This window comes from Pseudomonas lini (assembly GCF_964063345.1).
Classification (GTDB): Bacteria; Pseudomonadota; Gammaproteobacteria; order Pseudomonadales; family Pseudomonadaceae; genus Aquipseudomonas; species Aquipseudomonas lini_B.
Genome location: NZ_OZ061318.1, coordinates 2,107,194 through 2,120,543, shown reverse-complemented (window position 1 = coordinate 2,120,543; position 13,350 = coordinate 2,107,194). Strand labels below are relative to the sequence as shown.

Genomic DNA, 13,350 nt, shown 5'->3' with positions numbered 1-13,350 from the left:
GACTCCGTGTAGTCGGTGTGACTATAAAGCGTCGCGTGTCGATATGACTACTGTGTTTTTAACTATATGAGTTATAAGGATTTAATTGTTGGCATGGAAACTGATACGTAAACGTTATTCATATAAAGCCAGGGGTTGCTCTTATGCTTAGCGTTCAAGACCGTGCCATCGTCAAGTCCACCGTGCCGTTGCTGGAAAGCGGCGGCGAAGCGTTGATCACTCACTTCTACCGCATGATGCTCTCTGAATACCCGGAAGTCCGCCCGCTGTTCAACCAGGCTCACCAGACCAGCGGTGATCAGCCTCGCGCCCTGGCCAACGGTGTACTGATGTATGCGCGGCACATCGACCAGCTCGATCAGTTGGGCGACCTGGTGGCCAAGATCATCAACAAGCACGTGGCGCTGCAAATCCTCCCGGAGCATTACCCGATCGTGGGTAGTTGCCTGTTGCGAGCGATCTCCGAAGTACTGGGCGAAGAGATTGCCACGCCTGAAGTGATGAGTGCCTGGGGGGCGGCCTACGGTCAATTGGCCGAGATCCTGATCGGCGCCGAAGCCAGCATCTACGACCAGAAAGAGCAGGCGCCGGGCGGCTGGCGTGGCGCGCGGGAATTCATCGTGGCGGCCAAGGTCGAGGAGAGCGCAGAAATCACCTCGTTCTACTTCGAACCGGCGGACAAGGGCCCGATTCTCGCGGCAGAGCCTGGCCAGTACATCGGCATGAAACTGATCCTCGATGGCGAAGAAATTCGACGTAACTATTCGTTGTCGGCGCTGGCCAACAAGGGCCAGTACCGCATCAGCGTCAAGCGTGAAACCGGCGGCCGCGCGTCCAACCATTTGCACGATCAACTGCATGTGGGCGCGAGCATTATGCTGTTCCCGCCAGCGGGCGATTTCACCCTGACCGCCAGCGACAAACCGCTGGTGCTGATCAGTGGTGGCGTCGGTATCACCCCGACGCTGGCGATGCTCGAAGCGGCGCTGGCGACCGAGCGGCCGGTGCACTTTATCCACTGCGCGCGCAACGGTAGCGTGCATGCCTTCCGCGACTGGATCGATGGCCTGGCCGACCGTCATCCGCAGCTCAAGCGTTTTTATTGCTACGCCGAAGACGATGGCGTCAGCCCGGCGGCGGACAAGGTTGGCCTGTTGAGCCAAGAACAACTCGGCGAGTGGATGCCGGAACAGCGCGATGTGGATGCGTACTTCCTGGGGCCTAAAGGCTTCATGGCGGCGATCAAGCGTCACCTCAAGGCCTTGGGGGTGCCGGAGAAGCAAAGCCGTTACGAGTTCTTCGGGCCGGCTGCCGCGCTGGAATAACTGTCTGGGCGGTTTCTGAGGGCCGGGTCGGTGTTTCGCTTGTTTGCGAAGTACCGACCCGGCCTTTTTTGCATTTGGCTAGCACCCGACCAGAGGCCGGGTATAAGGCTGTCTGCCCGATTGACGGATAATACGTAAAAGTCCAGTATGGAATTATAAGTACAAAAAAGTGTTTCCCCGTTTCAGCTTCTTCTGTCTTGCCAAACCAACAACAACCCGCGAGAGAACGAATATGAAGAAATTCCCCCTCATCACCGGTCTGGCCTTGAGCCTGTTGGCGTGCAGTAGCCTGTTCGCCGCCGAGAAAAACCTGCGCATCGGCATCGAAGCGGCTTATCCACCGTTCGCGTCCAAAACCCAGGAAGGCAAAATAGTCGGTTTTGACTACGAGATCGGCAATGCCCTGTGCGCGCAGATGAAGGTCAAGTGTGAGTGGGTCGAAGGTGAGTTCGACGGTCTGATTCCTTCCCTGAAGGTGAAGAAAATCGACATGGCGCTGTCGTCCATGACCATTAACGAAGACCGTAAGAAGTCGGTGGATTTCACTCACAAGTATTACTTCACCTCATCGCGTCTGGTGATGAAGGACGACGCCGTGGTGGATGACCAGTACGCCAGCCTCAAGGGCAAGAATATCGGCGTGCAACGCGCAACCACTACCGACCGTTACGCCACCGAGGTTTTTGAACCCAAAGGCATCAACGTCAAGCGCTACAGCAACAACGAAGAAATCTACATGGATCTGGCAGCCGGTCGTCTCGATGCGATTTTTGCCGACACCATCCCGTTGAGTGACTTCCTGGCGATGCCTCGTGGCGCCGGTTACGCTTTTGTCGGGCCGGAACTCAAGGATCCGAAATACGTGGGCGAGGGCGCCGGGATTGCCGTGCGCAAGGGCAACACGCAGTTGGTGGCGGATCTGAACAAGGCGATCGACGACATTCGCGCCAATGGCGAGTATCAGAAGATTTCGCAGAAGTACTTCAAGTCGGATATTTACGGCGATTGATTAATCGCCATCGCGGGCAAGCCCGCTCCCACAGGTTCTGCGGTGTACTCATGTTTTGTGCACGACACGGACACTGTGGGAGCGGGCTTGCCCGCGATGAGGCCGGAACAGTCACTGCAAATCTTTAGCCCTTCAATTCCTTCAAATGCTTGTACACCGTCGCCCGCCCCATATTCAGCACATTGGCCACATAGTTGGAGGCGCTTTTGCCTTTGAAGGCGCCTTCGGCGTGCAGCGCCAGCACCAGTTCGCGCTTGTGGTCGCGGGTCAGCACGTTCAGGCTCAACTGACGCTCACGCAACCAGGCGTGCAGAAAGGTGTTGATCCGTTCCTGCCAGTCATCGCGAAACAGTGAGTCTGGTTGCGGAATCAGCTTGGTCGGCGACAGGAACAAATCCAGCGCCGCTTTCGCGTTCTCGAACAGCGAGATATTCAGGTTGATGCACAGCACCGCCAGCGGACGACCCTCGCTGTCGCGCAGTACGCTGCTGAGACTGCGAATCTTCTGACCGTCCCAGTTGAGCTTTTCGTACGGCCCGATGTTTCGTTCGCTGACCTCTTCGCTGAGCATGTCTTCCAGAGACGAGTCGTCACCGATTTCCCGTTTGGACAGGTTGTTGGCGATGTAATCGACCTTTTGCGTGCGCAGGTCATGCAGCACCACCTCGGCATGAGGGAAGAACAACGTGGCGATCGCATCGGCAATCGCGCGGAAGTTGTCCATGGACGTAGCGTCCAGGGCCGAGTCTTTTTCAGGTGCGTTCATACAGTGGAACTCCAGGCAGCGTCAGCGCCCCGTTAAAAAGGGACGCTGGAAGTTTGCCGCAATCGTGTGGACACGTCACCTGAGAGGCAGGATCAGGATCAGCTCAGGCGGGCGGGGGAGAGCATTCCGGCGTCCAGGCCGAAACGGGTGAGCTGCTCGGGCAAGGCTTCACCGCGTACCAGGGCAGCACTGGCCTGGCCCATGGCCGGCGACGTCTGGATGCCGTAGCCGCCTTGCGCCGCGACCCAGAACAGCCCCGGCACCTGCTGATCGAAGCCGGACAGCAAATCCCCGTCGCGCACGAAACTGCGCAGGCCGGCCCAGGTGCGGGTCGGGCGGAGGATGGTCAGGGTGGTGGCTTCTTCGATCTGGTAAATGCCCATGGCGATGTCCAGCTCTTCGGGCTGCACGTCGTGCGGTTCTACCGGGTCGGCGTTGGCCGGTGAACCGAGGAACATGCCGGCGTCGGGCTTCATATAGAAGGATTCATCGAGGCTGACCAGCATTGGCCAGTCATGGATATCCAGACCCTCGGGGCCGGCAAAGATAAAGGCTGCCCGGCGCTTGGGTTGCACGCCCAGCGGTTGGGCGCCGGCCAGCTCGCCAATCTTGTCGGCCCAGGCACCGGCGGCGTTGATGATGATCGGGGCGCTGAAGGTCTGAGTGTTGGTTTGAACCTGCCATTGCCCTTCGACATCGCGGCTCAGGCTCAATACTTCGCTGTCGGTATGAACCTCACCTTTATTGCGTCGGATGCCGCGCAGGTAGCCCTGATGCAGAGCATCGGTGTCGATGTCGCTGGCGGTCGGGTCGTAGATCGCGCCATGGACTTTTTCCCGACGCAGGATTGGTAGGCGCGTGCAGGCTTCGTCGGCGCTGAGCCATTGCATTTCTGGCACCGTGGCTTTGGCGCTCAGGTATTGGTTGCTCAGCTCGGCCGGATCGCCGGTGAAGTCGACGGTCATCTCGCCGCGCGGGGTCAGCAGCGGGTGTTCGCAGAAGCCGGGCGGCGGTGCATCGAAGAAGTCGCGGCTGGCCTGGGTCAATGCCCGAACCTGTGGTGTTCCGTAGGCGGCGGTGTACAGCGCCGCCGAGCGTCCGGTGGAGTGATAGGCCGGATGGGATTCGCGTTCGAGCACAATCACCCGCCCGTGCTGCGACAGCCAGAAACCGGTGGAAGCGCCAGCAATCCCGCCGCCGATGATGATGAAATCTGCCTGGCTCATGAACGTCTCCTGAAAGGGCGCGATGCCATTGATATAGAGGAACCTTGTGGGAGCCGGGCTTGCCCGCGATGGCATCACTGCGGTTTATCAGACCGACCGCGGCGTCTGCATCGCGGGCAAGCCCGCTCCCACAGGATCGTGGTGTTAGCGCTGTAGTTGGTAAAGGGCATTGGCCAGTGCGATGTCTTCCAGGCCCAGACCGATGGATCGGAAGAACACCGTGCGATCGTATTCGGGGCGCTGCACTTTTTCGCTGAGCAAGTCGGGCAGATCGCCGACAATCGAATGCTTGTCCCAGCCATGCTGCTCTCCGGCGATCAGCATTTCACCGGCCGAGCCCGGAGTGGTTTGACGATAGTCACAGAACACCTGCATGTCATTGAGGCTCTGCGGCGGCACTTCGTGGGCGCGTGGGGCGTTGGTGCTGATGGAGGTGATCAGCGCTGGCTTGCTTAAGTTCGACGGGTCGATCACCGGACCGGCGGACGAAGTGCAGAGCATGATCACGTCGGCCTCCTGAATCGCGGCTTCGCAACTGTCGGCGAGGGTCAGTCGTGGGTCGAGGCTTTTGAGCTGTGCCAGCGCTTCGGGGTTCTTGCCGCTCAGGCTCGGCGAGTAGAGGCTGATGCTTTGCCAGTCTCGCAGACCCTTGACGTAATGCAGGTGCGCTTGGGCCACTTTACCGCTGCCGATGATCGCCAGGCGTTGGGCGTTCAATGGCGCGAGGGCATCGACTGCCACCGCCGTCGTCGCGGCGGTGCGAGCCGTGGTCAGTTCACCGGCATCGCAGAGCAGCAGCGGCTGGCCAGTTTGCATCGACATCAGTAGCGTCCAGGCAGTTACCAGCGGGCCTTGCTCGCGCACGATGTAAGGCGAGGTCTTGACGCCATACACCCCGTCTTCGGCCAGCACACCCAGGTAGTTGATGAAGTCCCCGGCACCCTTCGGAAATTCCACCAGTTGTTGCGCCGGCTGCACGGCTTGCCCGGCGGCCAGGTCGCGGAACAGCTTGCGCAGGATCTGCGGTACGTCGACTTGCGCCAGCAGTTCGCGGGCCTGGGGTTGGGTGATCACGTAAGGCGTGCTGGGCATGGTCGGCTCCGGGCGCTGAAAGTAAACTAATTTGTCCATTATGGACTTTTAGTTGTCTCTAGCAAGCTCCTGTTGCAAAAGCCGGACGAAAAAAAAAGCGCAGTCCGTTTCCGGCTGCGCCTCTTTCTTAAAGCCCCGAGTTACGGGCGCTTGCGCTCAACCGCCCGCAGCAGATGCGTCGGTGGTGTTTCACAACTGATCTTGCGACCCAGCAGCGCCTCGATGGACGGTAGCTGGTAGGAATCGTCTTCACCGGCAAAGCTGATGGACACGCCATCCGCGCCGGCACGGCCGGTACGACCGATGCGGTGCACGTAGTCGTCCGGGACTTCCGGCAGGGTGAAGTTGATCACGTGGCTGATGCCGTCGATGTGAATGCCGCGACCGGCAACATCGGTGGCCACCAGCACGCGGATCTTGCCTTCGCGGAAACCTTCAAGGGTCTTGATGCGCTTGTGCTGCGGCACATCGCCAGACAGTTGCGCCGCGTTGACGCCATCGCGTACCAGTCGTTCTTCGATGCGCCGCACTTCGTCCTTGCGGTTGGCGAAGACCATTACCCGTTCCCAGCCGTTATCGTTGACCAGGTTGTAGAGCAGTTTGTATTTGTCGGCACCGGCCACCGCGTAGATGTGTTGCTCGACGTTTTCGCTGGCCACGTTCTGCGCTTCGATCTCGACGATCGACGGGTCGGTGGTCCATTGCTTGGCGAGGTTCATCACGTCTTCGGTGAAGGTCGCGGAGAACAGCAGCGTCTGACGCTCGTTCTTCGGCGGAGTCTGGCGAATGATCTGACGCACTTGTGGGATGAAACCCATGTCGAGCATCCGGTCGGCTTCGTCCAGCACCATCACTTCGACCATGTCCAGATGCACATCGCCGCGCTGGTTGAAGTCGAGCAAGCGGCCCGGAGTGGCCACGAGGATGTCGCAGTGGCGGGCTTCGAGGTGCTTGAGTTGCTTGTCGAAGTCCATGCCGCCGACAAATGTCATGACGTTGAGGCCGGTGTACTTGGTCAGGTCGGCTGCGTCCTTGGCGATCTGCACCACCAGTTCCCGGGTCGGGGCGATGATCAGTGCCCGCGGTTCACCCATGTAGCGCTCTTTGGGCGGCGGGGTTTGCAGCAGCTGAGTGATGATCGAAATCAGGAAGGCGGCGGTTTTGCCGGTGCCGGTCTGGGCGCGACCGATGGCGTCTTTGCCCGCGAGGGTGAAGCCAAGCACCTGCGCCTGGATCGGCGTGCAATACGGAAAACCCAGGTCCTGAATGGCGTGCATCAGTTCGGGGGCGAGTTTGAAATCGTGGAAGCGGGTTTTGCCTTCCTGGGGTTCGACGACGAAGTCTTCGAGTTTCCAGGGAATAACCGACGCTTTTGGCTTTGGTTCGCGACGCGGTTTTGCCGGTTTCGGGGCTTCGCTGCGCGGCTGCTCAGAGGCGATGGCCGGGGCTGCGGGGGCGGTCGGCGTGGTCACCGGCTCGTGTTTCGGTGCCGCTACGGTTGCGGTCCGGCCAGGCTGACTACCGTCGGTGCGGTGGCTGGGAGTATGAGAAGGAGCGCTGGAGACTGGCGCGAGCTGCTCAGTCTCGCTTTTACCGAACATTTTCTTGAGTGCTTTGAGCACGGTCATCTCATCAATTGGTTAAGGAATATACGCCGGCCAGTGTAATGCAAGAATCGGGCGCGGCGTAGTGGGATGGATCAATGGGTAGCTTTTAGCGCAAACGCTCGGCGAGCCAGACGCCGATGTCACGAATTTCTTCGGGTAACACTTCGTGCCCCATTGGGTATTCCTGCCATGTCACGGTGACACCATGTTGCTTTAAATACTCGTAGGCGGTCCGGCCCATGGAGTTTTGAACCACGTCATCGTACTGGCCGTGCAATGACAGCACCGGAATACGTTGCTGGCTGGCGGAAAGCTCCAGTTCATCGCTGAAGGTCGGTGCGTAAGTAGAGAGGGCTAGTACGCCACCCAGCGGTCCCTGCCATTTCATAAAGGCCGTGTGCAATACCACGGCGCCACCTTGGGAAAAACCGGCGAGAAAGATGCGCGAGGCGTCTATTCCGCTGACCTTCTGCTCTTCGATCAAATCAAAGACCCGTTGCGCGGACGCTTCCAGCTGCTCTCGACTGATCGCGCGAGCCGGGCTCATGGCCAATATGTCGTACCAGCTCGGCATTTCGTAGCCACCATTAATGGTGACGGCGCGAGTCGGTGCCTGGGGCAGGACGAAGCGAGTGGTCAGCAAGCTTTCCTGCAGCGCTTCAGCCACCGGCAGGAAGTCGTAGCGGTCGGCGCCCAGCCCGTGCAGCCAGATAACGCAGGCGTCTGCGGGCTTGACGGGTTGAAGAATCAAGGGCTCGGTCATCGGTGCTCCATATTTGTGCATGCGCTCTCATTTAAGTGCGAGGTTGGAGTGCGCAACAGGTTGATCAGTTAATAAGATGTCGCAAGGCTGAAAGTTTTGCTATTGACCTGTCGCTGAATCGCTTTAGCGAGCGGTCTGGTACGGGCTTTGCTATAGGGAAACCTGTACACCATTCTCATGCCTGGCGGTAACACTATCAGTGTACGGCTAGTCATGGGATAGCAAAGAATCCGGTGATGGATGTTCGCCAAAGGCCGCTACGAGCTTCGCGAACGTGAAAGGGCTACAGCCCGTTCGGCCGATTGGTGAGAAGGGAGTTATCCATGATGTGGATTTTCTCCTACTAGACTCATAGCGACGGTCCTGCGTCGGTTGACCCTAAAAAAACCAGCACGGGTCAACAGCGCCTCATAAGGGTGCGGCAAGGCTTAAGCTCCGACACAACAAGAGCAAAAACTTGGAGGTTTGAATGAAGATGTTGAAATCCACCCTGGCTATCGTGACTGCAGCTGCAGTGCTTGGTGTCAGCGGGTTCGCTCAGGCGGGTGCAACCCTGGATGCAGTGCAGAAGAAAGGTTTCGTACAGTGCGGCGTAAGTGACGGTCTGCCGGGCTTCTCGGTTCCAGACTCTACCGGCAAGATCGTTGGTATCGATGCTGACTTCTGCCGTGCTGTAGCTGCTGCCGTATTCGGCGACGCAACCAAGGTCAAATTCAGCCAGTTGAATGCCAAGGAGCGTTTCACTGCTTTGCAATCCGGCGAAATCGACATGCTGTCGCGCAACTCCACCATGACCAGCTCCCGTGACGCGGGCATGGGCCTGAAGTTTCCTGGCTTCATCACCTATTACGACGGCGTAGGCTTTCTGGCTAACAGCAAGCTGGGCGTGAAAAGTGCCAAGGAACTGGATGGCGCAACCATCTGTATTCAAGCCGGTACCACCACCGAGCTGAACGTGTCCGACTACTTCCGCGCCAATGGCCTGAAGTACACCCCGATCACCTTCGACACCTCCGATGAAAGCGCCAAGTCGCTGGAATCCGGTCGTTGCGACGTGCTGACCTCCGACAAGTCCCAGTTGTACGCACAGCGCAGCAAACTGGCCTCGCCTAAAGACTACGTCGTTCTGCCGGAAACCATCTCCAAGGAACCTCTGGGCCCGGTCGTGCGTAATGGCGACGACGAGTGGCTGGCCATCGTGCGCTGGACGGGTTACGCCATGCTCAACGCTGAAGAAGCAGGCATCACTTCGAAGAACGTCGAAGCTGAAGCCAAGTCGACCAAGAACCCGGACGTTGCCCGTCTGCTGGGTGGCGACGGTGAATACGGCAAGGATCTGAAACTGCCGAAAGACTGGGTAGTTAAAATCGTCAAACAAGTCGGTAACTACGGCGAAGTTTTCGATAAAAACCTCGGCAAGAGCACTCCGCTGGAAATCGACCGTGGCTTGAACGCCCTGTGGACCAACGGCGGCATTCAATACGCACCACCAGTGCGCTGATGGTTCTATCACCCGGTGGGCCAACCACCGGGTGATGTTCTGTTCCATTATTTCCGGGGCACTTCATGCAAAATTCAATCGGCGCACCAAAGCAGAGGCTCAGCCTCAGCGATCCACGAGTGCGTGCGTGGCTGTTTCAGATCATCACGGTTGTCGCCGTGGTCGGGATGGGTTGGTACCTGTTCGACAACACTCAAACAAACCTGCAACATCGGGGCATTACCTCCGGTTTCAGTTTTCTGGAGCGCAGCGCCGGTTTCGGCATCGCTCAGCACCTGATCGACTACACCGAATCGGACAGCTATGCCCGGGTGTTTGTCATCGGCTTGCTCAACACCCTGCTGGTCACCTTTATCGGGGTGATCCTGGCGACGATCCTCGGGTTCATCGTCGGTGTGGCACGGCTGTCGAAGAACTGGATCATTGCCAAGCTGGCGACGGTTTATGTAGAGGTCTTCCGTAACATTCCGCCCCTGCTGCAAATTCTGTTCTGGTACTTTGCCGTGTTCCTGACCATGCCGGGGCCACGCAACAGCCATAACTTCGGCGACACCTTCTTCGTCAGCAGCCGCGGCCTGAACATGCCCGCAGCGTTGGCAGCGGACGGTTTCTGGCCGTTTGTGGTGAGCATCGTCGTGGCCATCGTGGCCATCGTGCTGATGTGCCGCTGGGCCAACAAGCGTTTCGAAGCAACCGGCGTACCGTTCCACAAGTTCTGGGTCGGCCTGGCGATGTTTCTGGTGATTCCTGCGTTGTGCGCCTTGATCTTCGGCGCGCCACTGCACTGGGAAATGCCGGAACTCAAGGGCTTCAACTTCGTCGGTGGCTGGGTGCTGATCCCGGAACTGCTGGCGCTGACCCTGGCCTTGACGGTATACACTGCGGCGTTTATCGCCGAGATCGTGCGTTCGGGCATCAAGTCGGTCAGCCATGGCCAGACCGAAGCGGCGCACTCGTTGGGATTGCGCAACGGTCCGACCCTGCGCAAGGTGATTATCCCGCAAGCCCTGCGCGTGATCATTCCACCGCTGACCAGCCAATACCTGAACCTGGCGAAGAACTCCTCGCTGGCGGCCGGTATCGGTTATCCGGAGATGGTGTCGTTGTTTGCCGGTACGGTGCTGAACCAGACCGGGCAGGCGATCGAAGTCATTGCCATCACCATGAGCGTGTACCTGGCAATCAGTATCAGCATTTCCCTGCTGATGAACTGGTACAACAAGCGCATTGCGCTGATCGAGCGGTAAGGAAAAGCGCATGACGACTCATACTTTCAAACCCGACATGCCCCCACCGAGCAGCAGCATCGGTGTCGTGGCGTGGATGCGGGCGCACATGTTCTCCAGCTGGATCAACACCCTGCTGACGCTGTTCGCGTTCTATCTGATTTACCTGATAGTTCCGCCTATCGTGAGCTGGGCGATTCTCGACGCCAACTGGGTCGGCACCACTCGCGCCGATTGCACCAAGGAGGGCGCCTGCTGGGTGTTCATCCAGCAGCGCTTCGGCCAGTTCATGTATGGCTACTACCCGACAGACCTGCGCTGGCGCGTAGACCTGACCGTGTGGCTGGCGGTGATTGGCGTGGCGCCGTTGTTCGTCGCACGCGTTCCACACAAGGCAATCTACGGCCTGAGCTTTCTGGTGCTCTATCCGATCATTGCCTACCTGCTGCTGCACGGTGGCCTGTTCGGCCTGAGCACCGTGGCGACCAGCCAGTGGGGCGGCCTGATGCTGACCCTGGTGATCGCTACCGTCGGTATCGTCGGCGCACTGCCGCTGGGTATCGTTCTGGCCTTGGGTCGGCGGTCGAACATGCCCGCGATTCGTGTGGTCTGCGTGACCTTCATTGAATTCTGGCGTGGTGTGCCGTTGATCACGGTGCTGTTCATGTCTTCGGTGATGTTGCCGTTGTTCCTGCCCGAAGGCATGAACTTCGACAAACTGCTGCGGGCGCTGATCGGCGTGATCCTGTTCCAGTCGGCCTACATCGCTGAAGTGGTGCGTGGCGGTCTGCAAGCGATCCCCAAAGGTCAATACGAAGCGGCTGCAGCAATGGGCCTCGGTTATTGGCGCAGCATGGGCCTGGTGATTCTGCCGCAAGCCCTGAAGCTGGTGATCCCTGGCATCGTCAACACCTTCATTGCGCTGTTCAAGGACACGAGCCTGGTGATCATCATCGGCCTGTTCGACTTGCTCAACAGCGTCAAGCAAGCCGCCGCCGACCCGAAATGGCTGGGCATGGCCACTGAAGGCTATGTGTTCGCGGCCCTGGTGTTCTGGATTTTCTGTTTTGGTATGTCCCGCTATTCCATGCATTTGGAACGCAAGCTGGACACTGGCCACAAGCGCTAAAGCAGTACCTAATTTAGGAAGTTCTCTGATGAGCGAAGCAATTAAAAAGACAGTGAGCCCCGAAGGCATTATTCAGATGCAGGGCGTGAACAAGTGGTACGGCCAGTTCCACGTGTTGAAAGACATCAACCTGAACGTCAAGCAGGGCGAGCGTATCGTTCTGTGCGGCCCGTCGGGTTCCGGCAAATCCACCACCATCCGTTGCCTCAATCGTCTGGAAGAACACCAGCAAGGCCGCATCGTGGTCGATGGCGTGGAACTGACCAACGACCTCAAGCAGATCGAAGCGATCCGCCGTGAAGTCGGCATGGTATTCCAGCATTTCAACCTGTTCCCACACCTGACCATCCTGCAGAACTGCACGCTGGCACCGATGTGGGTACGCAAGATGCCCAAGCGCAAGGCCGAAGAAATCGCCATGCATTACCTGGAGCGCGTACGCATTCCGGAGCAGGCGCATAAATTCCCGGGGCAATTGTCCGGCGGTCAGCAACAGCGTGTGGCGATTGCCCGCGCCCTGTGCATGAAACCGAAAATCATGCTGTTCGACGAACCGACTTCGGCACTCGACCCAGAGATGGTGAAAGAGGTTCTGGACACCATGATCGGCCTGGCCGAAGACGGCATGACCATGCTCTGCGTGACCCACGAAATGGGTTTCGCCCGTACCGTGGCCAACCGCGTGATCTTCATGGACAAGGGTGAAATCGTCGAACAGGCTGCGCCGAACGACTTCTTCGATAACCCGCAGAATGAGCGTACGAAGCTGTTCCTGAGCCAGATTCTGCATTGATGCCAGACTGACGCGCAAAAAACAAACCCGGCCTCGCGCCGGGTTTGTTTTTTGTATTTCTGGTGCTCAGGACACGGTGAGCGTTTCATGTTCCTTGTGCACCGTATCCTTGAAACCCCTCAAGTCCGCCCCTTCACCCAGGGTTCTCGCATCCGCGAGCAAGTGCGGATAGCGATCAAGCAAGCGCATCAGCACCATCAGCGCCTTGGGCGGGAGTAATTCGCCGCGCTCGTAACGGGAAAACGCGTTGTGTCCGCCACCGGATAACAGCAGCACCGCTTCTTTTTGCGATAGATGAAGCTTGCGGCGGATTCGTTTCATTTCGCTGCCGATCATTTGTTTGCCGGCGATGACCAGCTCGTCGCACGCATCGGAATAGCGCTCCGAGCAACCGGGGTCGAGTATGACTTCTCCGCATGCTTGGCACTCCCATCCGGATAAATCATCGACCCGGCGCTCCATACCCTTGACGCTCATGGTTTCGCCGCGACCTTCGAAGTGCCTCATTCCCTCTCGCGCGCCGCAACTGAAGCATTGTTTTGTATTCATGGGTTTTTCTCCTTGAAGGAGATCACCGGAGGTTCACTGCCTGAGCAATAAGTGACCTTGATGTAAATCTCCAGATCGTGCGAAGTGATGTGGTACACGTCTTGCCATATCCGATGATCGCCATAGGTAGTCATCGATTTGTACAACATCTTGCTGTGCAATTCGAAAATGACTTCTTGCATTTCCCTGATGCTAAAGCCCAGGTCTCTGCCGTTTTTCCGTGCCGTCTTGGTAAACGCGTTTTTCCCGAGCCGCCTGACATCCTCCTTGATCACCACCAGGTTGTAATGGGGTGTGTGCTTCTCCATAAGAAACCTTGAACCTGTTCTAGAAATTACCCTTAAAGGGTAATTTTGACTAATCG

At 58.2% G+C, this 13,350-nt stretch carries 13 protein-coding genes; 6 read left to right on the top strand and 7 right to left on the bottom strand.

What is annotated here, in order from left to right; translation table 11 throughout:
- The first annotated feature begins 143 nt into the window (after positions 1 to 143).
- Complete coding sequence (gene hmpA, locus AB3226_RS09475) at positions 144 to 1,325, top strand: NO-inducible flavohemoprotein (RefSeq protein ID WP_367372885.1); 1,182 nt, start codon at positions 144 to 146, stop codon at positions 1,323 to 1,325.
- A gap of 232 nt (positions 1,326 to 1,557) precedes the next feature.
- Positions 1,558 to 2,334 (top strand): ABC transporter substrate-binding protein, encoded by a 777-nt coding sequence (locus AB3226_RS09470; protein WP_367372884.1) that lies wholly within the window; start codon positions 1,558 to 1,560, stop codon positions 2,332 to 2,334.
- A 124-nt stretch (positions 2,335 to 2,458) separates the two neighbouring features.
- Here AB3226_RS09470 and AB3226_RS09465 read toward each other — a convergent pair whose 3' ends face one another.
- The 5 genes from AB3226_RS09465 to AB3226_RS09445 form a co-directional block, all read right to left on the bottom strand.
- The gene (locus AB3226_RS09465) at positions 2,459 to 3,100 is read right to left on the bottom strand and encodes a transcriptional regulator (protein WP_038981650.1); all 642 of its coding nucleotides are present in this window, start codon (positions 3,098 to 3,100) and stop codon (positions 2,459 to 2,461) included.
- Between the two features lie 98 nt (positions 3,101 to 3,198).
- Positions 3,199 to 4,326: an NAD(P)/FAD-dependent oxidoreductase gene (locus AB3226_RS09460; protein ID WP_367372883.1), complete on the bottom strand. Its 1,128-nt coding sequence runs from the start codon at positions 4,324 to 4,326 to the stop codon at positions 3,199 to 3,201.
- Between the two features lie 144 nt (positions 4,327 to 4,470).
- Positions 4,471 to 5,418: an ornithine cyclodeaminase family protein gene (locus tag AB3226_RS09455; RefSeq protein WP_367372882.1), complete on the bottom strand. Its 948-nt coding sequence runs from the start codon at positions 5,416 to 5,418 to the stop codon at positions 4,471 to 4,473.
- Between the two features lie 140 nt (positions 5,419 to 5,558).
- Positions 5,559 to 7,046, bottom strand: coding sequence for an ATP-dependent RNA helicase RhlB (gene rhlB, locus AB3226_RS09450; RefSeq protein ID WP_367372881.1), 1,488 nt, complete (start codon positions 7,044 to 7,046; stop codon positions 5,559 to 5,561).
- A gap of 85 nt (positions 7,047 to 7,131) precedes the next feature.
- On the bottom strand, positions 7,132 to 7,788 hold the full coding sequence (locus AB3226_RS09445; protein WP_367372880.1) for an alpha/beta hydrolase: 657 nt from the start codon (positions 7,786 to 7,788) through the stop codon (positions 7,132 to 7,134).
- Positions 7,789 to 8,257: 469 nt separating this feature from the next.
- Between AB3226_RS09445 and AB3226_RS09440 the strand changes: the two genes are divergently transcribed.
- The 4 genes from AB3226_RS09440 to AB3226_RS09425 all read left to right on the top strand — a co-directional run bounded on the left by AB3226_RS09440 (position 8,258) and on the right by AB3226_RS09425 (position 12,437).
- Positions 8,258 to 9,289, top strand: a complete 1,032-nt coding sequence (locus tag AB3226_RS09440; protein ID WP_367372879.1) for an amino acid ABC transporter substrate-binding protein — start codon at positions 8,258 to 8,260, stop codon at positions 9,287 to 9,289.
- Positions 9,290 to 9,354: 65 nt separating this feature from the next.
- On the top strand, positions 9,355 to 10,536 hold the full coding sequence (locus AB3226_RS09435) for an amino acid ABC transporter permease (RefSeq protein WP_367372878.1): 1,182 nt from the start codon (positions 9,355 to 9,357) through the stop codon (positions 10,534 to 10,536).
- 10 nt (positions 10,537 to 10,546) lie between these two features.
- Positions 10,547 to 11,644, top strand: a complete 1,098-nt coding sequence (locus AB3226_RS09430) for an amino acid ABC transporter permease (RefSeq protein WP_123358171.1) — start codon at positions 10,547 to 10,549, stop codon at positions 11,642 to 11,644.
- A gap of 28 nt (positions 11,645 to 11,672) precedes the next feature.
- Positions 11,673 to 12,437: an amino acid ABC transporter ATP-binding protein gene (locus tag AB3226_RS09425; RefSeq protein ID WP_123358172.1), complete on the top strand. Its 765-nt coding sequence runs from the start codon at positions 11,673 to 11,675 to the stop codon at positions 12,435 to 12,437.
- A gap of 66 nt (positions 12,438 to 12,503) precedes the next feature.
- On the opposite strand, the gene AB3226_RS09420 is transcribed toward AB3226_RS09425, so the two are convergent.
- Both AB3226_RS09420 and AB3226_RS09415 read right to left on the bottom strand, forming a co-directional pair.
- Complete coding sequence (locus tag AB3226_RS09420; RefSeq protein ID WP_367372877.1) at positions 12,504 to 12,986, bottom strand: type II toxin-antitoxin system MqsA family antitoxin; 483 nt, start codon at positions 12,984 to 12,986, stop codon at positions 12,504 to 12,506.
- Complete coding sequence (locus tag AB3226_RS09415; protein WP_048395423.1) at positions 12,983 to 13,294, bottom strand: type II toxin-antitoxin system MqsR family toxin; 312 nt, start codon at positions 13,292 to 13,294, stop codon at positions 12,983 to 12,985. Before AB3226_RS09415 ends, AB3226_RS09420 begins: the two co-directional genes overlap by 4 nt.
- Between the last annotated feature and the right edge of the window lie 56 nt (positions 13,295 to 13,350).

Bases quoted from the DNA above. Each gene is read 5' to 3' on its own strand.
- hmpA (WP_367372885.1), top strand. From the start codon at position 144: ATGCTTAGCGTTCAAGACCGTGCCATCGTCAAGTCCACCGTGCCGTTG.
- AB3226_RS09470 (WP_367372884.1), top strand. From the start codon at position 1,558: ATGAAGAAATTCCCCCTCATCACCGGTCTGGCCTTGAGCCTGTTGGCG.
- AB3226_RS09465 (WP_038981650.1), bottom strand. From the start codon at position 3,100: ATGAACGCACCTGAAAAAGACTCGGCCCTGGACGCTACGTCCATGGAC.
- AB3226_RS09460 (WP_367372883.1), bottom strand. From the start codon at position 4,326: ATGAGCCAGGCAGATTTCATCATCATCGGCGGCGGGATTGCTGGCGCT.
- AB3226_RS09455 (WP_367372882.1), bottom strand. From the start codon at position 5,418: ATGCCCAGCACGCCTTACGTGATCACCCAACCCCAGGCCCGCGAACTG.
- rhlB (WP_367372881.1), bottom strand. From the start codon at position 7,046: ATGACCGTGCTCAAAGCACTCAAGAAAATGTTCGGTAAAAGCGAGACT.
- AB3226_RS09445 (WP_367372880.1), bottom strand. From the start codon at position 7,788: ATGACCGAGCCCTTGATTCTTCAACCCGTCAAGCCCGCAGACGCCTGC.
- AB3226_RS09440 (WP_367372879.1), top strand. From the start codon at position 8,258: ATGAAGATGTTGAAATCCACCCTGGCTATCGTGACTGCAGCTGCAGTG.
- AB3226_RS09435 (WP_367372878.1), top strand. From the start codon at position 9,355: ATGCAAAATTCAATCGGCGCACCAAAGCAGAGGCTCAGCCTCAGCGAT.
- AB3226_RS09430 (WP_123358171.1), top strand. From the start codon at position 10,547: ATGACGACTCATACTTTCAAACCCGACATGCCCCCACCGAGCAGCAGC.
- AB3226_RS09425 (WP_123358172.1), top strand. From the start codon at position 11,673: ATGAGCGAAGCAATTAAAAAGACAGTGAGCCCCGAAGGCATTATTCAG.
- AB3226_RS09420 (WP_367372877.1), bottom strand. From the start codon at position 12,986: ATGAATACAAAACAATGCTTCAGTTGCGGCGCGCGAGAGGGAATGAGG.
- AB3226_RS09415 (WP_048395423.1), bottom strand. From the start codon at position 13,294: ATGGAGAAGCACACACCCCATTACAACCTGGTGGTGATCAAGGAGGAT.